The organism is Pseudomonas marincola (assembly GCF_900116605.1).
Taxonomy (GTDB): Bacteria; Pseudomonadota; Gammaproteobacteria; order Pseudomonadales; family Pseudomonadaceae; genus Aquipseudomonas; species Aquipseudomonas marincola.
On record NZ_FPBC01000001.1, the window covers coordinates 607,065 to 629,195 of the forward strand.

The following is a 22,131-nucleotide window of genomic DNA, read 5'->3' on the forward strand; positions in this document are numbered from 1 at the left end:
CCCCCATGATGATGACCCTCGGCATGTTCGTGTTTGGCATGCCAACACTCGCCTACCAAGAGTTCCAACGCCAAACAGACTGGCGCCACAGCAGCACCTCGCGCATCGGCGCCCGCCCTGCCCGCCAATTTGTCGGCCCAGGTGAAGACATCATCACGTTACCCGGCGTACTGCTGCCCGAGCTGGCCGGCAAAACCTTAAGCCTCGACGCCTTGCGCATCATGGCCGACACCGGCAAAGCATGGCCCCTCATTGAGGGCACTGGGCGCATCTATGGCATCTACGTGATCGAATCCATGAGCGAAACCAGAACCCTGTTTTTCAAAGACGGCGCCGCACGGCGCATTGAGTTCTCGCTCAAGCTGGCCCGCGTAGATGAAGGCCGCATAGACCTGCTCGGCAGCGTGCTGGGCAACATTGGCGACCTACTGCGATGATCGATCAAGCCATTGGCGAGCTGCGCAGCCAGGCCGACCAACTGCGCCAAGACCTCAGCTACCCAAAGCCGGTATGCCGCGTTGTGGTCGATGGCCGCGACATCACCGCCATGCTCAGCGCCCGCCTCAACAGCATCAACCTCACCGACAACCGAGGGTTAGAGGCCGACACGCTCGACATCAGCATCAGCGATCACGACGGCCTACTGGCCATTCCGCCACGCGGCGCCGTGGTGCGCTTATGGCTGGGCTGGAGTGACACTGGGCTGATCGACAAAGGCACCTACACCGTCGATGAGGTCGAGCACAGTGGCGCGCCAGACGTGCTCAACATCCGCGCCCGCAGTGCAGACCTGCGTGCAGGCTTGGCGCGAAAGCGTGAGCGCAGCTGGCATGAGCAAACCCTTGGCCAAATCATCAACGCCATTGCCGTGGAATACGCCCTGCAGCCTCTGATCGAGGTTGCGCTTGCAGCGATCGGCTTACCGCACCTGGACCAAACGGCAGAGAGTGATTTAAACCTGCTCACCCGGCTCGCCCAAGAGCATGACGCCATTGCCAGCGTGAAGGCTGGGCGCTTGCTGTTCCTGCCAACCGGCGCCAGTGCATCCGCCAGCGGCTTGCCCCTGCCGCATATCACCCTCACCCGCAAAGACGGTGACCAGCACCGCTACCTCGCAGCAGACCGCAACAGCTACACCGGTGCCAAAGCCTATTACTACCAAACCAACAGCGCCCAGCGCCTGGAAGCCATCGCCGGTACCGACGACAACGCCAAAGCACTGCGCCACACCTACACCGACCGCGACAGCGCTTTACGCGCCGCCAAAGCCGAATGGCAACGCCTGCAGCGTGGCAGCGCAACGCTCACCTACACGCTGGCCCGAGGCCGCGCCGATCTTATACCCGAGCTCACCTACAGCTTGAGCGGCATCAAAGCCGATATCGGCGCCATCATCTGGCTGGGCAGTAACGTCACCCACACATTCAGTGCCGAGGCCTACACCACCAGCCTTGAACTTGAGTCACAGCTACCCGAGGCCGATGCCCTGGTCAGTGATGAACCAGAAACCTACACCGGCGTGGTGGCGTGGTATCGAGAGGGTAAAACAGGGATTCAAAAGCAGGTAACGGCTGGGGACCAAACAGCGCCGAAGCGACTCACTCACCTGTATGCCAGTGAGGCGAATGCACAGAGAGCCGCCAATCGAGAGCAAAAGCTAATGGCGTCATAATCGAAAACATTAACCCCGGAGCTCATTGAAAGCCCCTGGCATGTGCCGGGGGCTTGTTTACATCAGCAGCACCCTCGCCCTGTGGCCAGAGCTTCTACTGCTTGACGTATAACTTGTTGGTCCTGTTGCTGTAACTCGCGATAAAATCTCAAGAGTAGGCGTTCCGTCGCCGTCAGACTTTCCATTTTTGGCTGCGCAACCGAGTCCTTTGGTTGAATACCTGCAGCCTCAAGAGCATCCATCATCTTGCTTACTCCGCTAGTGATATTGAATATTGACCATACAACCAATTTTCAAGAACCCAAGCCGCTCTATTTCGCCCCTTTCGGCCAATTGTCATTTTGGGAAAGTGTCAATTAATCCATAAAAAAGCCCGCGTATTAGCGGGCTCTGTCAATATTCAGTTAATAGCAATCCTGCTACTTACACAGCTTTAAACCTTCCTCAATTATCTGGCCCACCCCTACCTTTGCGCCGGGGTTTTCTGGATCATCGAGCCACACATCTGCCAAAGGCTCAAGCGCCAGCTGGCGGGCCTTGCCACTGGCAATTCCATTAACCGGATACATGACGCCAGACTCAGGATTAGACACTACAACGGCCTTGCCTTGCAGACACATCAAGTGCATTTCAGGCACGCTGAATGGCCATGCTTTGCCGTAATCGTCAGCGCTAATCAGCTCAATGCTTGCTGCTGCAAATGAAGACGCTGCCATGCAGACCGCAACGAGTGTGCCTGTCAATATTCCTTTAATTCTCATCATCCTTCCTTTGATTATTGGCCTTTGGGTTGCGCAGCGAGAGCGCTAACCATTCGCCCTATTGTGTCGCGCTCTGCGTCTGATAACGCTCGATAGTTATGCACAAGCGCAGCCTCACCGGCGTTCATCGCTGCAACATCACTCGGGCCGCGAGTACCTGTGAGCAGGTAATGCACATCAACGCTCATGCTCTGTAGCACCATTAAGTAGCGAATATCCGGCGAACTGTTCCCTAGCTCATAAGCTTTTTGGGTGCCGCGACTCACGCCCGCTTGTACCCCGAAATCTGTCTGATTAAGGCCAAGCCGATCCCTTTCTTCACGCAGGCGTTCGCCTAAACCAATCTCAATGAGCATTTTTTTGATCAACACCAGTTGACTTGACCAGTTTATTGGTCAAGAATCCTTCCTATCGAACACGATTAAACACGGACAAACACTATGCATGCCCTATTAACCCCTGAGCAAGCCCGTGCGGTTCTTGACCGAGAAGGTAAAACCATTGCCGCTTTCGCACGGCAGCACGGGTTGAACAAAAATTTGGTCAGCGACTTGCTCAATGGTCGCAAGAAAGGCAAACGCGGTGAGGCTCATAAGGCTGCCGTTTTGCTCGGCATCAAAGATGGCGTAGTTGCACAGTAATGCACCTGGCGAAAGGGAAAAACCAGAACATGAAAAGTCCAATTCTAGAAACCCGCCGCCAAGTGATGAGCACAATTGTGTGCGCGTATCCCGGTGGCCGCGAATGTGCAGCTGGCCGTTTGGGCATAGCACTCAAAAAGCTCGATAACCATGTTTACGAAAGTGCCGGCAGTCGCCCACTGGATGACACACAGCTGCATTTGCTTGAGCAAGAAGCTGGCACCACCCACCTGCCCGACTACATCAGTGCCATGTATGACGGTGTGTTCATCAGGAACGCCAAAGCCGAACAGCTCGACAACCTCGACCTGTATGCGCATGGCATGACCACCACCATCAAACGCGGCGCCGTTGATTCGCTGATCGCCAAAGCCCTGCAAGACGGCGTGATCGATGAGGCCGAGCTGGCTGAAATCATTCACGCACATCGCCAACACATCGCCGCGCGCCACTCAGAGGTAGATGCAGTGATAACCCTGCACCGGAGGCCGCAAAAGTGAGTACCTACAAACTGGTTTGCCCGCACTGCCATAAACCCATCCGCATTCGTACCAGTGAAGGCCAGCACATTTGCCTGCGCACCGCGTACCTGCAATGCACCAATGAAGCATGCGGCGCAACATTCCGCGCTCAGTTTGAAATCACCCACCAGATGAGCCCATCCGGCATGCCTAACCCACAGGTTCAGCTGCCCGCAGCACCGACTTCTCTGCGCTTTGAGGCCATGCGCGCCCCTGGCGAAACTCAGCTTGATCTGTTGGAGGCATAACCGTGAACGAACCCATGATTGCACTCGATGACTACCGCAGCAGCATGCAACAGGCAGCGTTGTGCTTCCTGCAAAACCACGAAACAGAGCACCTGAGCGGTGACTCACAACTGGCAGACCGCGCAGTACAGCACCTGATTCATATCCTCGACGTGCCGGTTTTCATGGCTGCCAAGTGCGTACAAGCTGCGCTCAATCAGCTGCAATCAACCAGCAAAGTGCAGCGTGTAGCAGTTACTGCAAAGGTTAATTCGCTGTGCGTGATGATCACCGACAGCCTGACCGGCGAGGTGGTCAGTATTCCGCGCCGCATCCTGCCTGAGCACTTCCTGGCTGCTGCTTGCAGCCACGCAAACCCCAACCACTAAACAATTTTCACCCCGCCCACGCCGTGGGTATGGGGATGTTTTGCCCGTAATCCGAGGAGGTAGTCATGCAAACAGCCGTTGCCATTCAAATCGACCTGCCAACACCGGTGGCCGAGGCATGGCTTGCCAACCTGCGCAGTGAGCTACGGCGCGGGATGACCGAGCACTGGTATGACGATCGTTACCGCAGCGTGCCCGACTTCCAGCGTAGCGCTCGCATCCTCGATGACTACCCAGCATTGGCGGGCCACAAACGCACCATCGGCGCGCTTAAAGCCGCCCTCAACTCTAAAGCGCAAGGCCAATCATGCACGAACAACTAAGGGGCGAAGTACTCACCCGCCTGCACCGCGACTATGGCCTCACGCATATCGCAGGCACCAACTACCTGCGCAAAGGCACCTGCCCGGTGTGCAGTAAACGCGAGCTCTACAGCTTCTTTGATAAGCCGTGGATGCTGCATTGCGGACGCTTGAGCAAATGCGGTTCGCAGATCCACGTTAAAGACGTGTACGCAGACCTGTTCAACGACTGGAGCGAACGCGCGCCAGCCACCGACACCAACCCCATGGCCACTGCGCGGGCGTATCTGGAGTTTGCACGCGGCTTTCGCCTGGAGCTGGTAAACGGGCTGTTTACGCAAGAGCAATTCTGGAGCCGTGAACTTAACGAAGGCAGCGCCACCGTGCGCTTTCCCCTGCCAAATGGCGGCTACTGGGAACGCCTCATCGATCGCCCGGAGCGCTTTGGTAAGCAAAAAGCACGGTTCAAGCCGGGTGCCGCCTACAAGGGCCAGTGGTGGTGCGCGCCACAGGTGGATTTAGCCGCGGCAAATGAGCTGTGGATTGTTGAGGGCATCTTTGATGCCTTGGCCCTGCAGCACAATGGCTTAACCGCTGTGGCAGCAATGAGCTCGGGCAACTACCCAGACGAATCGCTCAAGCAACTGCTCAAAGATCGCAGCAGTACCGGCGCACGCCTGCCCCGGCTTATCTGGGCGCTGGACAACGAGCCAAGCGGCCACCGTTTCACCCGCAAGTTTGTGAAGGCTGCACGCGAGCTGGGCTTCACTTGCGAGGCTGCGCAAATCCCTCAGCGCGACGGCCGCAAAGTTGATTGGAATGACCTGCATCAGCGTTGGGTATTTATCGAAGACGCCAGCAAGCAGGCTGACCGCGTTGCCGCTGACCTCAAAGAAGCCCGCCACCACGGCGCGTTGCTGATTGCTGAAAGCGCAGGTGAAAAAGCCTTAATCATGTACGAATGGCAGAAGCGCGCCGAGTTTCATTTTGGTTTTAACAGCCGCCTGTACTGGTTCAAGCTCGACCTGGAGAAGTTCAACAAGGCCATGACCGCGCTGGAAGACAGCGACGACCATGCCGACCAGCAGCTCAATGACCGGCAAATGCGCGAGAAAGCGCTGCAGGAATCAGGTTGCACCGTAGAAATCGCTAACTGCTACCCCGAAGCCCTGTACTACCAGCGCAACGAGGTGACGGATGAGTCCTGGTACTACCTGCGTGTTGACTTCCCGCACGACGCCGCCAGCGTCAAAAACACCTTTACCAGCACCCAGCTGGCTGCATCCAGCGAATTTAAAAAGCGGCTGCTTGGCATGGCAGCGGGCGCGATGTTCACCGGTACCGGGCAGCAGCTCGACAAGATCATGAAAGACCAGCTCTACGGCATCAAAACGGTTTCGACCATTGATTACGTGGGCTACAGCAAAGAGTACTCAAGCTATGTGTTCGGTGATGTCGCAGTGCGCGACGGGCAGGTGTTTGCAGTTAACGAAGAGGACTATTTTGAGTTCGGCAAACTGCGCATAAAAAGTCTGCAGAAAGGCGTGCGCATCAACCTGCAACAAGACGGCAAAAGCTACAACGAACAGTGGTTAAAGCTGCTTTGGACCTGCTTTGCGGAGCAAGGCATTGTCGCCCTGGTGTTCTGGTTTGGTTCGCTGTTCGCTGAACAGATACGCGCCAAGTATCAATCGTTCCCGTTTTTGGAAGCCACAGGCGAAGCCGGCGCCGGTAAAACCACGCTGCTCAACGTGCTTTGGAAACTGCTGGGCCGCGATGGCTATGAAGGCTTCGACCCGATGAAATCAACCAAAGCCGGACGCTCACGCCTCATGGGCCAAGTGTCGGCCATGCCGGTGGTGTTTCTGGAGGCAGACCGCCATGGCGACGACAAGAGCCACGCCAAAACCTTTGAATGGGATGAATTGAAAGACTTCTTCGGCGGCGGCACGCTGGCCACCAAGGGCGTTAAAACGGCCGGCAACGAAACTTATGAACCGCCGTTTCGCGGCACCATCGCCATCAGCCAAAACGCGCCGGTGATCGCACATGAAGCCATCATGACGCGCATCTGCAAACTGCATTTCAAACGGCCAGAGGTAACACCGACCAGCCGCGCTGCAGCAGCACGCCTGAACATGCTCGATGGCGACACGCTGAGCCACTTTTTACTGCTGGCAGTGAAGCAGGAAGCCAAGGTGCTGGAGGTGTTTGAGCAGCGTTTCCCTGAGCATGAACAACGCCTGCGCACGCTCAACAGTAACTGCATCAACTGTGGCACCGAGTATTCAGCAGAGCGTGAACAAGGTGCATGTAATAAGTGCGGCAACACCCTGCGCGGCTACATCCGTGTTGAGCGGATCATCAAGAACCATGCGCAGTTGTTGGCGCTACTCGATGCCCTGCGTTTGGTGGTGGGTCTAACTGACGCCCAGGTGAGCAGCACACAGCGAAAAATCATTGCGATGGCCCTTGAGCGCCAGGCATCGATCAGCGCGGATCACCCGCAAGTAGCCGAGTTCTGGGAAGTGTTCGACTACCTGGAAGGCCTCGATGCAGATGGCCCGGTGGTCAACCACAGCAAAAAAGACGAGCTCATTGCCATCAACCTCAACGAGTTCTGCGAACGCGCAGCCGAACACCGGCAAAAGCTGGCGGATGTTGGCGTACTGCGTGACCTGCTCAAAGAAAGCCGCAGCCGCAAATTCGTAGACGCCAATCGCGCCGTAGACAGTGCTGTGCGCAGCTATCAAGCGGCCAAGCACAACCACACCATCAACAAATCACCCACCGTTAAATGCTGGATGTTCAAAGCGCAATAACCCGCTTGGGCGCGGCAACGCCCAGGCATAACCCGCAAAAAGGAGAAGCACCATGCAGCACAACCACTACCCAGAGCACCAACCCAGCAAGCGCGAAAAGCTGGCCACCCTCACCTGCAGCGCCCTGGCATTACTAGCCTTAATCGCCATCGGCAACATGGGGCCAGAGCTGCTGCTCGGTCTGCTCAAGTAACCAACCCGCCTAGGTGCGGCAACACCTGGGTAACCCAGCAATAAGGAGAAGCACCATGCAAAGCAAACATTTCACCATCACCAACGCCATGCGCGACGACGTGGCAAACAAACTCACCTTGCAGGCCGTGGCCCAGCATGGCCCGCGCATCGCCGCAGACCTGGCAGCCTTGAATGCTCAATTCTGGGCCAAGCACTGCGCGGCCGTTGAAGCGCTGCCTGGGCTCGACAAAAAACACTGGCACGAACTGATGCAAGCGGGCGCAGTGACTGCCACTGCCAGCTGCGAACCTAACTACCTAGTGCCGCGCGAGGACAAAGAGCCCAGAGAGACTCAGATCGTTGCCGTTTTTAAGGAATACAAAAAAGACCAGCGCAACGACCTGATCGGAAGGGTGCTGGGTTCAACAGCCTATTCAGGCGTAAGCCAATACCTCACCAGGCAGCGCCACGAAGGTCACTGGGTACTGAGCATGAAAAGCCCGGCTGGCAGTGTGCCAAGGCTCAACCAAATGGCCCTGATCACCGATCCCGAGCTGGAAACCATGGCGTTGATGGCGTGTGCGGAACTAGCGGGCGTGGTTGAGGCGGCCATTGCGTTCCGCGCTCAGGCCATGAGCGTGCTGCTGGCCTGCCGTACCTCCCGACAGGCAGAGGACCTATTCCCCGAGGCCGCCAAGCTGCTGCCCCAGCCAGTGAAAAACGAAAAGGCACTCGCCCCAACCGAACTGGCTGCCAACGTGCGCAACATGCTCAGCCAGGGCGTACCGCCTGTGCTGGCTCAGGCTTGAGGTGATGACCGTGAACGAAATTGACAACCTGAACTTGCAGTTGGCTTTCACGGATTGGGCCGAACCGCGCGGCTATGACCTGGCGCGTAATCCAGAAGACCAGCAGTTCTACAACGTCGAAACCCGCGCCGCTTGGCTGGGCTTCGAGGCCGCGCATGGCCCGGACGGCTGCAAGCCCAAGAGCCAGCAGCTCTATGCGCTGCTTAAGAAATCCAGCGAATACGCCCACCAGAGCGACAAGTTGTTCCCGGTTCGCGTAGGCACACCGCCCTATGGCGACTACGCCGTGCAGGGCGGCCCTGGCGGTGTTTATCGACTGCGCGACGTGAACTTTTACGTGATCGAGGACGGCAAGCAGTACCGCCTCAACTGACACCGGGCAAGCCGGAAAAAAGATGGCCCCGGTGGGCGGCAACCCACCAGGGCCGAACCAACCCCAAGGAGAAGCACCATGCAAGCACAAACCCCAGAAGTCAGCAGCGAGAAGGCTACCACAGGTAGGAAGACCGTCACGCGATACGGCATGACATTCACCGTCATTTCAAGCCGTGAGCGCTTGGCCTCGGCCGCTGGGCGTTTCTTCCTCTGCACTGGCCGCGACTGCGATGGCTGGACGCTGTTTGAGCACGATAGCGACCTGCTGGAAACCGGTAGCGCCAAACTGATTGGCCGCAAGTTTGAGCGCCTTGAGAACACTCAGGCGCTGGCCACCGAGATAAACCGCCTGCTGGCGACCGGCGACGAGTTGCCATCTGATGTGCGTCCGCCATGGATCATCGATCAAGCTCGCCACGATCAGTGCATGCGCGGGTTCGCGGCTAATCGTCTTAAAGCGGTGGTGCACGGGGAAACGGTGGTTTATCACACGCTGCGTTGGTGTGGCCGCATCATCCGCGAGTTCATCTTCACCACCGATGCAGACGAATACGACGGCGAGTCGACGCAGCGCGCGGCCCATCACTTCGATGCACGCGACCTGCCGGAACAATACCAAGGCACTGGCAAACCGCTGGACTGGATCCGCGCCGCCCTCAATGACGGCTTTGAACTCAGCCAGATCTATACCTTCCGCGACTACCAGGTGCAGGCAGCGCAAGGCGGTGCGGCATGAGAAACGAAACCGTCACCCTCGCCCAAGCCACCACGCTCATGCATCACCTGGAGAGCCTCGATCAACCCTTCACCCAACTGCCGGAGCCGTTGAGCTACACCGGCTTGCTCGATCGCTTGCGCGAAGTGGGCAGCGCCGGGGCAACGTCCTTTGTGTTCCTGTTCGGCGCCGGTGCCACCCAAGCTCAGCAGCTCAAGCGCATCCGCCGTAACCAAGGCCCTGCTCTGGGCGACTTGACCGTCTATGCAGTGGAGGTGGGCCATGCGTGAGCGCCCAACCCTCAACGGCCACCGCCTCGACCTGCCCAGCATCTGCGACATCTGCCACAAGGCCCGCTCAACCCGCAAGCACAGCGCCTGCAGCCGCATCCGCCAAAAACGTCAAGCCGCCGAGTGGGCCGCTCGCATGGCCGAAACCGCAGCCGCAAAACAGGCAAAGGGGAAGCGTTATGCTCGCTAAATTACTTGTAAAACTCAGTGATGAACGCACCATGAAACGCTTTTCGCTTGCACTGTTGGCAGCGTTGCTGGTGTTCATGGTAGTCATGGAAAACCGCCAAACCCAAGCCATGCTGGCCAGCTATTGCGATCGAGTGAACGCTGGGCAAGAAGACGATTGGCGCGGGCGCTTAGGCTATCAGTGCGAGGTAGCAAGCCATGATTGACCGCTTTCTTCGCATGAGTGAGGTGGTTCAGTTGACATCACTGTCACGCTCAACAATCTGGCGCCGAATCAGGGCTGGTGAGTTCCCAGACTCGGTACCGATCACACCTGGCCGCGTAGGCTGGAAAGCCTCAGATATTGCAAAGTGGCAAAATAACCCAAAAAAATGGGGGTAGCAGAAGGCCGCGATGCGGCCTTCACTCATTCTGGCCGATGACATTCTTCTGCAGCCAATCAGCCCAACGGCGCAGGCCTTGCTGCTTCTCTTTGAAGTAGTCGTAACGGTCATAGTGCTTTGACGACACATCGCTAAACGCGTGGCCCTGAATCCGGTCACGCAGCGATTTATCCAGCCCAGCAACACCCATCAGGGTTTTGCATGTGCGCCTCAGATCCCGCAAGGTGAACGGCCCGTCGAACTTATCGGGGTGGCGCCCATAAAGTTTGGTCACTGCACGAGATAACGAATTTGCATGCAGTGACTGGCCTGCGACCTTGCCTTCAAACGGGTAAGCGCTTGTGGTGCTGATCATGCTCATCACCTTGAGTGAGTCGCGCATGAGCTTGTTATAAGGCACCACATGTAGCGTGCGCTCGCCCTCTACGCCCTTCTTGCTGTGAATAACTACATGGTCCGCCTGGTAAAGCTTTCGCTCTGAGGACAGGAGTTGCTCAGGGCGCTGGCCACCGGCAGCAATCAGGAACTTAAGCAGCTCAGACGTTACCAGGGAGAGCTGATCAGGCAGCAAATTCCAAAGCGCTTGCAGCTCTTTTGGCGATAGAGCACGGTCACCGGGCTTTTCCCAGTCGGCTTGCACAGGCACGCTGGCGACTGGGTTACTCAACAGGCCAAACTTCACTTTGTTTTCAAGGTAACTGCGCGGGTTGTACTCCTGCTCCAACCCCATCTGGAAAGCTGCATGCAACTGCGATCGCACACGGTTGCAGTATGTCGTCACACCGCTTTCAATCATGCGAGCGATGATGTCACGAATGTGCATTGGCCCAATCAGTGAAACCGGCCGCGCAACCATCGCGGGGAACGGCTCACTGACATAGTGTTTGAATGACCACCGAACATCGTCAGCGGTGGCCGCGCCCTTGGCTTCCAGCTTGCCTACATATGAATCAAGCAATTCCTGAAACGTACCGATCGAGGCGACGGTCTCTTTTTCCGATCGACACTTGTCGCGAGCAACAGTGAGCTTCATCGAAGGCCAAGCGCCAATTTTCGACAGCTTCTTTTTACCGCCAACGTGACGCTGGAAGTAAAACTCTTTGGTCCCGTTGGGCCTCACCTTGAGCAGCAAAACCCCCTCACCTCTGGCTGTCCTGCCGTCAGAAATCACGTAGTCCTTATCGAGCGGCTTGAGGGCTTGAATCTGCTTTTCCGTGAGCATTGGTGACAGTTCCTGGTGACAGTTGGCGTGAAACAAGGTGAAACGGGCTGAATCAAGAGTCAGCCTAAAGCACCTCAGAAGCCCGCGAGTTTACTGGCTTAGAGCGTGGAATTGATACTACATGGAACAGACTGAAACCCTAGACGTAATAGCTTCCCAAGCTGATAACGAGGGTTCGATTCCCTTCGCCCGCTCCAGATTTTTCAAAACAAAGCCTCGTCATCGACGAGGCTTTGTTGTTTCTGGGCTAGATATAACCTTTCGCCCTATCCCTAAATACCGCTTGGCCTAGCTGTTTCACTAGAACCCATAAAGCATTTGCGGATTGCTCACCAATATCTGCTCCCTGACGCTTTCACTGGGCGCCCAATGGCTTAGCAACTCCAGCAACTGGTGGTCTGTGGCTCGGGTGATTGGCCTGGGTGGGGCCAGTTGCTCGCCCATAAGCAGCGCTCGGCGTAGTGCTCCACCAAAGTACTGGCAAGAATGCTGACGTCGGGATACAGCGGGCCGCCCTGCTTCGAGGTTTCATAAGGGGCTGAAACCTTGACCCAGGTGTTACCGGTATCCATCAAGCGCCGCAAGCTTTTGAATGCACTTGAGTCGAGTGCAACGGGTTCAAGAAATTTTCCGGTGTGATCAATGCTCAGCCTACTTGGCAAAGCTGAAAGTCGTGACTCAAACGCTGGCAGCTCTCGACCATCCAACTGCAAGTTAATGACCCAGCCAAGCTCAGCGATGCGCGCCGAGAGAGTTTCTAAATCCTCCCAACCCAACACGCCTTCTGAGCCTGGAACCATCATCAATCGCACCCCGCGGACACCACGCAAATGCAGACCTGCCAATAGCTCATCAGAACTGTCAGCTGCAATCACGGCGATGCCTCTGGCGTGCTCGCCTGCTTGGTGTAATCCATCGAGCAGGCAGCTGTTGTCAAACCGATAGGCCAACGGCTGAACCAGAACCGTGCGCTGTATGCCCAGCGCCTGATGCATGGATTGCAAATCGTTCCAGGTCGCCGGAGGAACAACAGCCGCTACCGGGAATCGCACCGGATCATAGAGGTGCACATGACAGTCACAGGCATTGGCCGGAAGAGTGTTTGGTTTTTCAGTCATTGCTCAGCGCCTTCTCCGGTAGTGCCTGCAGGCCAAATGCAGCTACAGCACGGCTTGCGCAAGCCGGGTTTACAGCGCCTTCGGGCATGACGCCAGCCAGTATTGCGCGCACTTGCCGCACGGTATCCATGGCTTGGTGTTCACTGGCGGGCGGGGTTAAACCGCCGACATGTGGAGTGGCGATGACCCGGGGATGGGCAGCCAATTGCGGGCTTGGCATTTGCACCGAGGCCAGCCCGACATCCAATCCGCAGCCTGCGATTTGTGCATTATTGAGCGCGGCAAGCAGCGCCTCTTCGTCGACCAACTCACCACGCGCAGCATTGATGAAGAAGGCATGTGGCTGCATCGCTGCAAAAGCACGCGCATTGAAAAGATTGTGGGTTTGCGCCAACGCCGGGGCCAGGCATGCAACGTAATCAGACGCGCTGAGAAGCTGCTCGAAAGACACCTGTTTTATGTTTACGTCTCCCACATCAACGTGCGGGTCATTGACCAGTACGCGCATGCCCAGGGCATTGGCCACAGCGGCCAATTTGCGGCCGATACAGCCATAGCCGACGATACCCAGCACTGATCCGCGCAACTCACGTCCCATCAGGGCTTCGGGCGACTGACCTTGCCAGAAAGCGGCAGCGGCGCGGGTAATCCCCCGGCTTAGGTCGATCATTACGCCGATGATCCACTCACTGACAGAGGTATCAAAACCCGGCGTTGCGCGGGTAACCAACACGCCATGCCGACTCGCCGCCTCGACATCAATCGAACGAATATCGACCGCAACACGGCAGACCGCAAGCAACTCTGGGAGCTGCTCGAATAAAGCCGCAGGGGCAGGCGCTTCACGGCTGGAAACTATGATCTGGCAGCCTTGCGCCAACTCGGCGAGCTGCTCCAGCGACAAGACTTCATCATGTGGATTGAGTACGACCTCACCCATTTGCTGGAGCTCTTTGAGCGCTCGGTCTCCGTAAAAATTAGCTCGATTTACCGGGGAGTGACTCAACAATATCTTTGTCATCATGATACTCAAAACCTTTATTTACGAGCAGGCGCGGCCACGGAGTGACGCTCCACCAAGGCGGGTTGAAAGATGAAACTGCCGGGCACCATGTCTGGTTGGGAGACCCTGCCGATCGCGCGCTGGACCATGGCGTCAGCCATTGCTGCCAATGGCATTGCGACGGTGGTCAATCCTGGCTTGGTGAAAGCGGCTATCGACAAGTCATCCATGCCTACAACAGAGACGTCTTCAGGAACGCGCAGGCCCAACCGATGCAGCCCGGACAGGAGCCCAATTGCCAGCATGTCATTGACGGTGACAACGGCTGTTGGCATAGGCTGCATCTGCGCAATCTGTGAAGCCATTGCCGCGCCCAGCTCTGCCAATTCCGAGTCACCGAACGACTCCGCAACAGAGCCTTCGATAACCTCGGCAGTCGCACAACCCGAGCTGTCGTGAATACGCCGCAAGAAGCCATTGATCTTGTCGGCTCGACTCACCGTTCTGCCGCGTGGCACCAGAAACACCAGATGGCTGTGGCCATAAGACAGCAAATGATCAGCCGCCAAATAACCTGCACGAAAGTTGTCGGGGGCAATGTGATCGATCAGCGAACCCGACTCAGCCGGCGTGGTGCGGTCAAAGCTGACCACGCTCAAACCGTTCAATGCAGCCTCCTCCATATGCGCCTCATCGGCCATGGAAGAGACCACGATTACCGAACGTATGCCAAAGGCGAGCAGGTCCTGAAACATCCCCGCTTCTTCGCTCGGGTTACGGTGGGTATTCCCCAGCAGCAAGCGATAACCGAATAGCTTTTGCGCCGACTTTTCAATTTCCAGCGCTATTTGACCGTACATGGGGTTGGCCGTAGAGGGCACCAGTAAACCCAGCATCGGTGTATGCCCGGTTTTAAGCTGGCGAGCGATGCGGTTGGGCCGGTAACCCAGCTGGTTGATCGCCTGCTCCACCCGCGCAAAGGTTTCTGCGCTGAGCTTTGAGGTCCGCTTGTTCATAACATTCGACACAGAGCTGACCGATACTCCAGCCAGCGCCGCTACATCATGAATAGTCGCCATGCTCATCCCGCCATATCAAACAGGCGTGGCAACCACAAAGAAATGGTCGGCACGCATACAATCATCACCAGCATGAGCAACAGCAATAGCAGGTATTTCAGCAAGCGCCGCGATACATCCTCGACCCGTGTCCCCGTAATGGCGCATGTTGCGAAAAGCCCCAAACCGAAAGGCGGAGAGAACAAACCGAGGCCCATGGCAATCACCGCAACCGTGCCGAAATGCAAAGGATTGATGCCCACTTGCACCGCGATGGGCGCCAACAACGGGCCAAATATAATCAGTGCAGGAGCGCCTTCGAGCACAGCGCCAAACACCACCATGATGAGTACCGACACCAGCATGAATGCCAGCGCACCGTGATCATGCGCCAGGCTCAGCATGGCATCAGAAATCATGGCGGGGATCTGCAGAATGGTCAGCGAGAACGCCACACTGGATGCGGCGGCGATAATGAACAAAATCCCCGCAGCCATTGCCGCCGCACGCATGAACAGCTTGCCCATGGCCGACCAGGTCAACTCTCGAAAGGCGATCCCCCCAACGATCAATGCATACACAACAGCAAAGGCTGAGACCTCGGTGGACGTTGCCACGCCTGACGTTACGCCCTTGCCGATCATGGCAACCATGATCAACGCGACAAGCGCACCGCCAATCAAACGCAGCATCGGACGGCGGTTGGGAAACGCAACGTTGGGGTCGACTTTCTTACCGACAATCACGGCCAATGTTGCCAATCCCAGCGCCATGAAAATCGCCGGCACGATACCCGCCAGAAACAGGCCGCCAATAGAAATATTGGCAACGAAACCCATGATGATCATATTGATACAAGGCGGGATTGTTTCCGCCATTACTCCGGACGCCGCCAGTACCGCAGCGGTTTCATTCGGGTCTTGGCGGGTACGGCGCACGGCAGGGACGACGATCCCGCCCACCGCAGCGATGTCTGCCAACTTCGAACCAGAGACGCCAGAAAAGAATGCGGTGGCGAGAATCGCGATCAAATTCATCGAGCCCCGTACACGCCCGAAAATACGCACCAGCATCTCGATTAGCCGCGTCGACATGCCGTTTACTTCCATGATCAGACCGGCCAGCACAAAGAAAGGAATCGCCAGCAGTACAAAGTGATCCATACCCGCCATCACTTGCTGCGAATAGATAATCAGCGGCAAGGACGGGTCTACAAGAAAGTACACCAGTGCACAAAAGGCCAGGACAAACGCGATGGGCACGCCGCTCAGCAAGCCAATCACAAACCCGGCGAGCATCAAGTGCCAAGGCTGCAATGCATAGGCTTCAAAATAGCTATTCCAGCCCCACACCGCCATGCTGACGAGCACACAACCCAACAACGTCAGCCAGGTCATACGCGTGCTGCCGTTAACCGCATTGGCGATGCCAACAACACTCATCAACAGCGAACCGGCAAACACGGGCAGCACATTCATCGACTGCGGCATGCCCATTGGCGTCGTGACATTGGCAGCGTCCTGCAATAACTGCCATGAAGAAATGGCCAGCCCGATAGAAGTCCCTGCGACGATCCAACCCCCTACCTGCATAGAGACTTGCTGCCACGACTTGGGCAGCAACGTGCGGAAGAAATCGACATGAATATGTTGTTTGTGAGCGAGCACCGTTGCACCGCCGAGAAACACCAACAACACCATCAAGCCCCGCGCAACTTCCTCGGCCCACTCCACAGGATGGTGCACGAAATAGCGCAGCACCACGGAGATGAAAACCACGCCAACATCAATGGCCAGGACCAATGCACACAAGCGCTCAATCCAGGTGCATAAGCCTGCGAGCAATCGCCCCGCGCCGGCTTCAGTGGTAAAGCCCCAGGCAGGGCTGACAACAGGTGCAGGGGCAGCAATCTGCTCTTCGCAGAAACCAGGGGGCGCCATGGGAACGGCACTGGGTGATGAGCTCATGGGTAGGATTCTCTTATAGTTGTAATGGTGCGCAATCAAAGGCCGGGCGCGCCCGGCCTTGGCAATCAGGCGCGGGCGGCTTCGATTGCGCTGAGAGCCGGAGCGATTGCAGGGTTTTCACTGGCAAATGGCAGCCACAGTTTTTCGCGCATGGCGGCACGCACGGTTTCACGTTCGGACTGCGCCATCGGGAAGAATTTAATGCCCGCTGTTTTCAGCGCATTAATGGCATCAGTGCCCTTGGTCGCCGCAATTGCCCGCTGCTGTACGCTGGCGTCCCGTGCTGCCTGAAGAAACAGCGGCTGCAAGTCTTTGGGAATCTTCGCCAACGTGCGCTTGCCCATCACCGCGATGCACGGGCTGAACAGGTGATCGGTTTGCCAACTGTTGCTCACTGTCTCGTTGAGCTTATTGGCCAGGATCGTGCCGGCGTCCAACTCGAAGCCTTCAACCACACCTGTTTGCACGGCGGTGTAGATCTCGTTGAATGGAATAGGTGTAGGGATCGCGCCCATTACTTTGAATGTTTCGATAAACGCAGGCGTCGGCAGCACACGAAGCTTCACATTCTTCATCGAGGCCATGTCTTTGACTTCAGGCTTGGTGTACACACTGCGTGCAGTGAAGTGCGATCCCCAGCCGACAATCGAACAACCCGACCGTGCTTCCAGCATCTTGTTGTAGATATCACCGACGCCATTGTCGATCGACTTGCTGACGTGATCGTAGCTGTCGAACAGAAAACCCAGGTCGAGCAGGGTCAACTCTGGAAGCGCAGTCGCCCAAATTGAGCTGCCTGAAACCATCATATCGATAGAACCCAGGCGCACTTGCTGCACCACATCAGCCTCTTTACCCAACTGACCATTGGGGAAGAAGTCGATGCGAACCTGGTCGCCGAGCAGTTTTTTAAGGTTGTCGCGGAACAGGGTATAAAACAAATAATGTGCAGAGTTGTCATCTGCCGACAACGTCGATGACAGGCGAATGACCGGGGTAGCGGCGTAACTGACTTTAGGGAGAGTAAGCGCTGCAGCCCCAATAGCGGCGGTCTGCACGAAACGACGGCGAGTCAGATTCATGGGTGATCCTTTTTTATTATTAAGTTATTTTTGGTAAAACGTTTTACTAAATAGCAAACAAATACTAACATCTAATTACAAATTATCAATCTTGATTTTGGATATTTTCAGCGCGACTTTTGGCTAATAATTAGCGCCGAGAAGCAGGCTCAAGTACTGCAACAGAAGCCGTCAGGCAGCGTTGAGCCCTGCCCTGCCAGGGACAGAAAAATCGAGGGAGTAGATAGGTATGGGCCGGACCATGGTTGTCATGGCTGGGCCGAGATACAGAAACTGGGCAGAGCACCCAGTCAGAGGCAAAGCAACACGTTCAGCTAGCTCGATGTTCCTTCGAACATACGGCGCCGGGCGTTCTCCAGATGAATGCGCATGCTCTCAGCCGCTTTGTGCTGATCTTTCTCAACAATCGCTGTGACCACCGCCAAATGTTCATCCTGAACAATTTTGAGCCGTTCCTCCGACGCCAGTAACGACAGGCCCCGGGTAAGGTTCATGCCCTCTTTGATGCTTTTGTTCAACGACTTGAGAACGGTCGCATAGTAATGGTTGCTGGAGGCCTCGGTGATTGCCAAGTGGAACTCAAAGTCCTCGTTGGTCGCGCGGTCATGCTTGATATTGGCCTGATGAATCGCCTCATAACGTGCCCAGATCGTATCCAACTGCTCAGAGGTACGCCGGATAGCAGCGAGGCCGGCGGCACTGGACTCAATATTGGTGCGAAATTCAAAGCAGCGCTGGATATCGGCAATGCTGGAGATCTGGGCGAACTCAAGCACTGCGCTGTCTGGACGATTAATCACATAGCTGCCCGATCCCCGGCGTGACACCACCAGATTATCTTCACGCAGGCGAGCCAGCGCATCCCTGAGCACCGGGCGCGAAACGCTGTAGCGCTCACATAGGTCTGCCTCAGTCGGTAACTTCTGATTCACCGAGAAATCACCGCTGATAATCGAAGACAAAATCTTCTCATAAACGACCGATGATAAAGAGTGCTTTTCAGCTTGAGCTTTCATTGAATACTTGTCCTAAACCACAGCAGATAAAACACTCACGCACGGCCAATCACATGTAGCCCCAGACACTCGAGACTCTAAATAGTAATCAACTGAGATTGGCAGCTACTCGGGGCGGGCTTCCGCAAAGCATGGCGTCGCAACGATCTTACTCAACTCGCGACTCACAACGCAAAAAAATCCCCGCCACAACAGTGACGGGAATTAACTCGCCGGTTTGATTAACTGAATGAGAGGTTGGTTTTACGCCGCCCTGCGGCAATGCCATTGACCACAATCATCCCCCAGATCAGCACCGCAGCCACTGCGAGCACGGTCGCGATTGGTCGATCGACAAACGAGCTCAGGTCGCCATTCGATTTGATAATAGAGCGCATGAAGTTACTTTCAATTATCGGCCCCAAAATGACCGCCAGAATCAAAGGCCCAATCGGAAAGTCGTTCTCGGCCATCACGAAACCAAGAAGCCCGAAAGCCAGCATGATCCAGATATCAAACATCGAGTTGTTAGCGGCAAACGAGCCAACCATGCAGAAAACCAAAATGAGAGGGAATAAAACCCCCGATGGAATCGACAGGATATGACGCGCCCCTTTAATCGCCATGAAACCAAGCGGTAGAAGCAACAGGTTCGCCACGACAAACACCATGAATATAGCGTTGACCAACGGGCCTTCATTAACAAATACGTCTGGGCCTGGCGTGATGCCCTTGGTCATCAACACGCCAATGATAATCGCCGTGACAGTGTCGCCAGGAATGCCAAAAACCAATGCCGGAATATAGGCACCCGACAACGATGCATTATTGGCAGAGCTTGCGGATATCAGCCCTTCAGGATGGCCCGTGCCGAACTTTTCCGGTGTGCGAGAGAACTTGCGGGCGATGGCATAGCTGATCCATGACGCGATGTCGGCACCGGCGCCCGGTAACGCACCGATCAACGTGCCCAGCACCCCGCCTCTGGCAACGCCGAACTTGTACTTCCAGAGCAATGAACCAACACCTGCGAACGGGCTTTTAACGTCAGTTTGCATGGGCGGTGTGGGGTTCTTGCTTTCAGGCATGCGCCGGATCAGTTCCGAGATCGCAAACAAGCCGATCAAGACTGGCAGAATCGATATACCCGCCAACAGATCGTAGCTGCCTAATGTGAAGCGAACCTGCCCTGACACGCTGTCCATGCCAACCATCGAAATGGCCAAGCCCACCAGCATCGAAATAGCCCCTTTTAAAGGGTCACCACCCGAAACCAATATCGCGCACGACAACCCCAACAGCGCCAGCCAGAAGTATTCATCGCTGGTGAACTGAATGGCGAAATTGGCAATCAGCGGAGCAAAGGACGCCAGGCACAAAACACCAATCAACCCACCGAACATTGAGCAGACCACATTCAGGCCCAACGCGACGCCAACCTTGCCCTGCTTACCCATCAAGTACGCCTCATCGGTATAAACCGCTGAGGCAGGCGTACCGGGAATTCGCAACAATGCCCCCGGTATATCCCCGGCCACAATTGCCATCGCAGTAGCAGACACAATGGCTGCAATTGCCGGCAATGGTTCCATGAAGAATGTGACGGGCACCAACAGTGCCGTTGCCATGGTTGCCGTAAGCCCCGGAATAGCGCCCATAAACAGCCCAAACACGGAAGCGGCAAGGATGATAAACATGACATCCCAGGTAAAAACGAGGGATGTTGCAGCGATAAAACTGTCCATCAGTAGATCACCTTTTCCAAGATACCCAGCTCGAGCGGTACCTGTAAAAGGCGACCGAAAACACCCCAGATGACAGCAGTAGAAATGACTGCAATCGAAACGGCTATCAACCAACTCGGCCGATACAAGCAATACAGCAGCACACTCAACAGTGTCGACGCGACCACCGGAAAGCCCAGAATTGGCGTTAGCACTATATAAGCTACGATCACTGCGACGATGCCTAGCAGGGTCAGGTAGAACTGTTTAATCGGCACCGCATTGGCCCAGACCATCCAACGGGTATTGCTGCGCAAACCGCGTAGCACCAACAACCCGCCGAAAGCCATTAAAAGCCCTCCGATAACAGCCGGAAATGTGCCGGCGCCATACGCCTGATGCGGCAGATTGGCCAGCCCCCGGGAATTGGCAATCACCAATATCCCAAAAATTAGCGTCACTGCCCCTGTGACCTTGTCATTGGTACGCATACTGCTGTCCTCTGGGTCACGCAGGCTTAGTTAGCCAGCCCAAGCTTTTTGATCGTTACGGCGTTCTTTTCATCCTGCTCTTTCATGTACGCCTCAAAGCCTGCGGCATCTGCCCAGACAGGACCGAACCCACGGCTGTTCATGAAGGTTTGAAATGACTCGGAGTTGAAGACTTTCTCTGCCGCTGCAGCCAAGCGCTTGCTGACATCTTCTGGCAAGTTGGCAGGCCCGACAAAACCGCGCCATGAGCCTTGAGTCCAGTCTTTACCGGTAACTTCTTTAGCCGCCGGGATGTCTGGAAATGCACTCAAACGGTCATTGGACAGAACAGCGAGTGTGCGCACACGACCTGACTGACGCATAGACTCGGTTTCAGGGAGCGATGAGAAAACAATATTCACACCATTTGCAGCCAGCTCTTGCAGGCCTGGCGCTGCCCCTTCACTTGGCACCAGATTGATGCTTTGCGGGTCAATGCCCTGCTGGTCGATGAAGCCGGCAAACGACAAGTGATAGGCTGCGCCCGGCGCTGAACCCGAAACCACGTAGGTATTGGGCTTGGCTTTAAGGTCGGCCAATGCATCGCCAAGGGTTTTCCAGGGAGAATCCGCATTCACGGTGAACGCGGCGTAATCAACGTTAAGCAGAGCAATCGGGGTGAAATCGGTGTATGAGATGTTGGCCGTGCCGATGTGCTTATAGGTGGCGATTTCGGCAGTACCCAACCCCAGAGTGTAGCCATCTGGCTTAGCCATTTTCATCGCCATGTGGCCGACAACGCCCGCGCCACCGGTCTTGTTCACAACATTCACCGGCTGGCCAAGTTCCTCTTGAAGGCCCATTGCCAACTGACGACCGACAGCGTCAGAGCCGCCGCCAGCAGACCACGGCACAATCAAGGTGATCGGCTTGGATGGATAGTTCGCAGCACCGAAAGCAGCGCTGGCAGAAAGAGTCATAACAGTGGCGCATAGAACTGTGGATAGCTTACGCATTACAAACCTCATTATTTTTAGATGGTTTCGCGTGTCTTCAGGTCGTACATACAGCTAGCGAGCCGCACTGAACAGCACACTTAAACGCGCTGTCACTGCATGAGGGGTCACCTGACATAGGCAAATGGCAGATGCACGTCCTGATAGCCCGATTCGCTCCGAGCAGTTTCAACTCAGACGAAAAACTTTGCAAGTATTTACAACTC

Annotated in this window: 28 protein-coding genes; 16 read left to right on the forward strand and 12 right to left on the reverse strand. The window is 56.0% G+C overall.

All coding sequences use genetic code 11. The features are described 5' to 3' along the window. The first annotated feature begins 5 nt into the window (after positions 1–5). Both BM395_RS02990 and BM395_RS02995 read left to right on the forward strand, forming a co-directional pair. Positions 6–437 carry a phage tail protein gene (locus BM395_RS02990; RefSeq protein WP_090508824.1) on the forward strand — a complete coding sequence of 144 codons (432 nt, stop codon included), beginning with the start codon at positions 6–8 and terminating at the stop codon, positions 435–437. Beyond that, positions 434–1,672, forward strand: coding sequence for a phage late control D family protein (locus tag BM395_RS02995; protein ID WP_090508825.1), 1,239 nt, complete (start codon positions 434–436; stop codon positions 1,670–1,672). Before BM395_RS02990 ends, BM395_RS02995 begins: the two co-directional genes overlap by 4 nt. Positions 1,673–2,091: 419 nt before the next feature. Here BM395_RS02995 and BM395_RS03005 read toward each other — a convergent pair whose 3' ends face one another. Continuing rightward, entirely contained in the window at positions 2,092–2,388 is a 297-nt protein-coding gene (locus BM395_RS03005) for a DUF2511 domain-containing protein (RefSeq protein WP_170860535.1), read from the reverse strand. A 59-nt stretch (positions 2,389–2,447) separates the two neighbouring features. Then, on the reverse strand, positions 2,448–2,789 hold the full coding sequence (locus BM395_RS03010) for a helix-turn-helix domain-containing protein (protein WP_090509200.1): 342 nt from the start codon (positions 2,787–2,789) through the stop codon (positions 2,448–2,450). Between the two features lie 84 nt (positions 2,790–2,873). Between BM395_RS03010 and BM395_RS03015 the strand changes: the two genes are divergently transcribed. From BM395_RS03015 to BM395_RS03075, 14 genes are all read left to right on the forward strand, one after another. Further along, positions 2,874–3,074 (forward strand): DNA-binding protein, encoded by a 201-nt coding sequence (locus BM395_RS03015; RefSeq protein ID WP_090508828.1) that lies wholly within the window; start codon positions 2,874–2,876, stop codon positions 3,072–3,074. Between the two features lie 29 nt (positions 3,075–3,103). Further along, positions 3,104–3,574, forward strand: a complete 471-nt coding sequence (locus BM395_RS03020) for a YmfL family putative regulatory protein (protein ID WP_170860536.1) — start codon at positions 3,104–3,106, stop codon at positions 3,572–3,574. Beyond that, positions 3,571–3,843, forward strand: coding sequence for an Ogr/Delta-like zinc finger protein (locus BM395_RS03025; protein WP_090508829.1), 273 nt, complete (start codon positions 3,571–3,573; stop codon positions 3,841–3,843). The genes BM395_RS03020 and BM395_RS03025 overlap by 4 nt, the downstream gene beginning before the upstream one ends. 2 nt (positions 3,844–3,845) lie before the next feature. Then, positions 3,846–4,211 (forward strand): hypothetical protein, encoded by a 366-nt coding sequence (locus tag BM395_RS03030; protein ID WP_090508830.1) that lies wholly within the window; start codon positions 3,846–3,848, stop codon positions 4,209–4,211. Between the two features lie 65 nt (positions 4,212–4,276). Then, positions 4,277–4,534 carry a hypothetical protein gene (locus BM395_RS03035; protein WP_090508831.1) on the forward strand — a complete coding sequence of 86 codons (258 nt, stop codon included), beginning with the start codon at positions 4,277–4,279 and terminating at the stop codon, positions 4,532–4,534. Next, on the forward strand, positions 4,519–7,335 hold the full coding sequence (locus BM395_RS03040) for a toprim domain-containing protein (RefSeq protein ID WP_090508832.1): 2,817 nt from the start codon (positions 4,519–4,521) through the stop codon (positions 7,333–7,335). Before BM395_RS03035 ends, BM395_RS03040 begins: the two co-directional genes overlap by 16 nt. Before the next feature lie 52 nt (positions 7,336–7,387). Beyond that, positions 7,388–7,528: a hypothetical protein gene (locus BM395_RS23270; protein WP_170860537.1), complete on the forward strand. Its 141-nt coding sequence runs from the start codon at positions 7,388–7,390 to the stop codon at positions 7,526–7,528. A 55-nt stretch (positions 7,529–7,583) separates the two neighbouring features. Further along, entirely contained in the window at positions 7,584–8,318 is a 735-nt protein-coding gene (locus BM395_RS03045; RefSeq protein WP_090508833.1) for a hypothetical protein, read from the forward strand. Between the two features lie 10 nt (positions 8,319–8,328). After that, positions 8,329–8,691 (forward strand): hypothetical protein, encoded by a 363-nt coding sequence (locus BM395_RS03050; protein ID WP_425287570.1) that lies wholly within the window; start codon positions 8,329–8,331, stop codon positions 8,689–8,691. A gap of 78 nt (positions 8,692–8,769) precedes the next feature. Continuing rightward, positions 8,770–9,429: a hypothetical protein gene (locus tag BM395_RS03055; RefSeq protein WP_090508835.1), complete on the forward strand. Its 660-nt coding sequence runs from the start codon at positions 8,770–8,772 to the stop codon at positions 9,427–9,429. Then, on the forward strand, positions 9,426–9,698 hold the full coding sequence (locus BM395_RS03060) for a hypothetical protein (protein WP_090508836.1): 273 nt from the start codon (positions 9,426–9,428) through the stop codon (positions 9,696–9,698). The genes BM395_RS03055 and BM395_RS03060 overlap by 4 nt, the downstream gene beginning before the upstream one ends. After that, a complete protein-coding gene (locus BM395_RS03065; protein WP_244528914.1) occupies positions 9,691–9,888 on the forward strand; it encodes a hypothetical protein in 198 nt (65 codons plus the stop codon). The genes BM395_RS03060 and BM395_RS03065 overlap by 8 nt, the downstream gene beginning before the upstream one ends. Beyond that, a complete protein-coding gene (locus tag BM395_RS03070) occupies positions 9,878–10,093 on the forward strand; it encodes a hypothetical protein (RefSeq protein WP_090508838.1) in 216 nt (71 codons plus the stop codon). The genes BM395_RS03065 and BM395_RS03070 overlap by 11 nt, the downstream gene beginning before the upstream one ends. Beyond that, positions 10,086–10,268: a helix-turn-helix transcriptional regulator gene (locus BM395_RS03075; protein WP_090508839.1), complete on the forward strand. Its 183-nt coding sequence runs from the start codon at positions 10,086–10,088 to the stop codon at positions 10,266–10,268. Before BM395_RS03070 ends, BM395_RS03075 begins: the two co-directional genes overlap by 8 nt. Before the next feature lie 21 nt (positions 10,269–10,289). Here BM395_RS03075 and BM395_RS03080 read toward each other — a convergent pair whose 3' ends face one another. From BM395_RS03080 to BM395_RS03125, 10 genes are all read right to left on the reverse strand, one after another. Further along, entirely contained in the window at positions 10,290–11,492 is a 1,203-nt protein-coding gene (locus BM395_RS03080) for a tyrosine-type recombinase/integrase (protein ID WP_090508840.1), read from the reverse strand. 374 nt (positions 11,493–11,866) lie between these two features. Then, positions 11,867–12,610: an amidohydrolase family protein gene (locus BM395_RS03085; protein ID WP_244528915.1), complete on the reverse strand. Its 744-nt coding sequence runs from the start codon at positions 12,608–12,610 to the stop codon at positions 11,867–11,869. After that, positions 12,603–13,634, reverse strand: a complete 1,032-nt coding sequence (locus BM395_RS03090) for an NAD(P)-dependent oxidoreductase (protein ID WP_342029834.1) — start codon at positions 13,632–13,634, stop codon at positions 12,603–12,605. The genes BM395_RS03085 and BM395_RS03090 overlap by 8 nt, the downstream gene beginning before the upstream one ends. A 14-nt stretch (positions 13,635–13,648) precedes the next feature. Beyond that, on the reverse strand, positions 13,649–14,692 hold the full coding sequence (locus tag BM395_RS03095) for a substrate-binding domain-containing protein (protein WP_090508842.1): 1,044 nt from the start codon (positions 14,690–14,692) through the stop codon (positions 13,649–13,651). A 2-nt stretch (positions 14,693–14,694) separates the two neighbouring features. Further along, entirely contained in the window at positions 14,695–16,638 is a 1,944-nt protein-coding gene (locus tag BM395_RS03100) for a TRAP transporter large permease (RefSeq protein ID WP_212633010.1), read from the reverse strand. A 65-nt stretch (positions 16,639–16,703) separates the two neighbouring features. Next, positions 16,704–17,720, reverse strand: coding sequence for a TRAP transporter substrate-binding protein (locus BM395_RS03105; protein ID WP_090508844.1), 1,017 nt, complete (start codon positions 17,718–17,720; stop codon positions 16,704–16,706). A gap of 314 nt (positions 17,721–18,034) precedes the next feature. Further along, on the reverse strand, positions 18,035–18,736 hold the full coding sequence (locus BM395_RS03110) for a FadR/GntR family transcriptional regulator (RefSeq protein ID WP_090508845.1): 702 nt from the start codon (positions 18,734–18,736) through the stop codon (positions 18,035–18,037). A gap of 221 nt (positions 18,737–18,957) precedes the next feature. Next, the gene (locus BM395_RS03115) at positions 18,958–20,460 is read right to left on the reverse strand and encodes a tripartite tricarboxylate transporter permease (RefSeq protein WP_090508846.1); all 1,503 of its coding nucleotides are present in this window, start codon (positions 20,458–20,460) and stop codon (positions 18,958–18,960) included. Then, positions 20,460–20,930, reverse strand: a complete 471-nt coding sequence (locus tag BM395_RS23530) for a tripartite tricarboxylate transporter TctB family protein (protein WP_090508847.1) — start codon at positions 20,928–20,930, stop codon at positions 20,460–20,462. Before BM395_RS23530 ends, BM395_RS03115 begins: the two co-directional genes overlap by 1 nt. Positions 20,931–20,956: 26 nt before the next feature. Next, positions 20,957–21,925 (reverse strand): Bug family tripartite tricarboxylate transporter substrate binding protein, encoded by a 969-nt coding sequence (locus BM395_RS03125; RefSeq protein ID WP_090508848.1) that lies wholly within the window; start codon positions 21,923–21,925, stop codon positions 20,957–20,959. Positions 21,926–22,131 lie beyond the last annotated feature (206 nt).

Coding starts and splice junctions, on each gene's coding strand:
- BM395_RS03045 (WP_090508833.1), top strand. CDS start 7,584: ATGCAAAGCAAACATTTCACCATCACCAACGCCATGCGCGACGACGTG.
- BM395_RS23530 (WP_090508847.1), bottom strand. CDS start 20,930: ATGCGTACCAATGACAAGGTCACAGGGGCAGTGACGCTAATTTTTGGG.
- BM395_RS03125 (WP_090508848.1), bottom strand. CDS start 21,925: ATGCGTAAGCTATCCACAGTTCTATGCGCCACTGTTATGACTCTTTCT.
- BM395_RS03055 (WP_090508835.1), top strand. CDS start 8,770: ATGCAAGCACAAACCCCAGAAGTCAGCAGCGAGAAGGCTACCACAGGT.
- BM395_RS03065 (WP_244528914.1), top strand. CDS start 9,691: ATGCGTGAGCGCCCAACCCTCAACGGCCACCGCCTCGACCTGCCCAGC.
- BM395_RS02990 (WP_090508824.1), top strand. CDS start 6: ATGATGATGACCCTCGGCATGTTCGTGTTTGGCATGCCAACACTCGCC.
- BM395_RS03080 (WP_090508840.1), bottom strand. CDS start 11,492: ATGCTCACGGAAAAGCAGATTCAAGCCCTCAAGCCGCTCGATAAGGAC.
- BM395_RS03105 (WP_090508844.1), bottom strand. CDS start 17,720: ATGAATCTGACTCGCCGTCGTTTCGTGCAGACCGCCGCTATTGGGGCT.
- BM395_RS03070 (WP_090508838.1), top strand. CDS start 9,878: ATGCTCGCTAAATTACTTGTAAAACTCAGTGATGAACGCACCATGAAA.
- BM395_RS03075 (WP_090508839.1), top strand. CDS start 10,086: ATGATTGACCGCTTTCTTCGCATGAGTGAGGTGGTTCAGTTGACATCA.
- BM395_RS03015 (WP_090508828.1), top strand. CDS start 2,874: ATGCATGCCCTATTAACCCCTGAGCAAGCCCGTGCGGTTCTTGACCGA.
- BM395_RS03110 (WP_090508845.1), bottom strand. CDS start 18,736: ATGAAAGCTCAAGCTGAAAAGCACTCTTTATCATCGGTCGTTTATGAG.
- BM395_RS03095 (WP_090508842.1), bottom strand. CDS start 14,692: ATGGCGACTATTCATGATGTAGCGGCGCTGGCTGGAGTATCGGTCAGC.
- BM395_RS03085 (WP_244528915.1), bottom strand. CDS start 12,610: ATGACTGAAAAACCAAACACTCTTCCGGCCAATGCCTGTGACTGTCAT.
- BM395_RS23270 (WP_170860537.1), top strand. CDS start 7,388: ATGCAGCACAACCACTACCCAGAGCACCAACCCAGCAAGCGCGAAAAG.
- BM395_RS03100 (WP_212633010.1), bottom strand. CDS start 16,638: ATGAGCTCATCACCCAGTGCCGTTCCCATGGCGCCCCCTGGTTTCTGC.
- BM395_RS03035 (WP_090508831.1), top strand. CDS start 4,277: ATGCAAACAGCCGTTGCCATTCAAATCGACCTGCCAACACCGGTGGCC.
- BM395_RS03090 (WP_342029834.1), bottom strand. CDS start 13,634: ATGATGACAAAGATATTGTTGAGTCACTCCCCGGTAAATCGAGCTAAT.
- BM395_RS02995 (WP_090508825.1), top strand. CDS start 434: ATGATCGATCAAGCCATTGGCGAGCTGCGCAGCCAGGCCGACCAACTG.
- BM395_RS03020 (WP_170860536.1), top strand. CDS start 3,104: ATGAAAAGTCCAATTCTAGAAACCCGCCGCCAAGTGATGAGCACAATT.
- BM395_RS03040 (WP_090508832.1), top strand. CDS start 4,519: ATGCACGAACAACTAAGGGGCGAAGTACTCACCCGCCTGCACCGCGAC.
- BM395_RS03005 (WP_170860535.1), bottom strand. CDS start 2,388: ATGGCAGCGTCTTCATTTGCAGCAGCAAGCATTGAGCTGATTAGCGCT.
- BM395_RS03115 (WP_090508846.1), bottom strand. CDS start 20,460: ATGGACAGTTTTATCGCTGCAACATCCCTCGTTTTTACCTGGGATGTC.
- BM395_RS03010 (WP_090509200.1), bottom strand. CDS start 2,789: ATGCTCATTGAGATTGGTTTAGGCGAACGCCTGCGTGAAGAAAGGGAT.
- BM395_RS03060 (WP_090508836.1), top strand. CDS start 9,426: ATGAGAAACGAAACCGTCACCCTCGCCCAAGCCACCACGCTCATGCAT.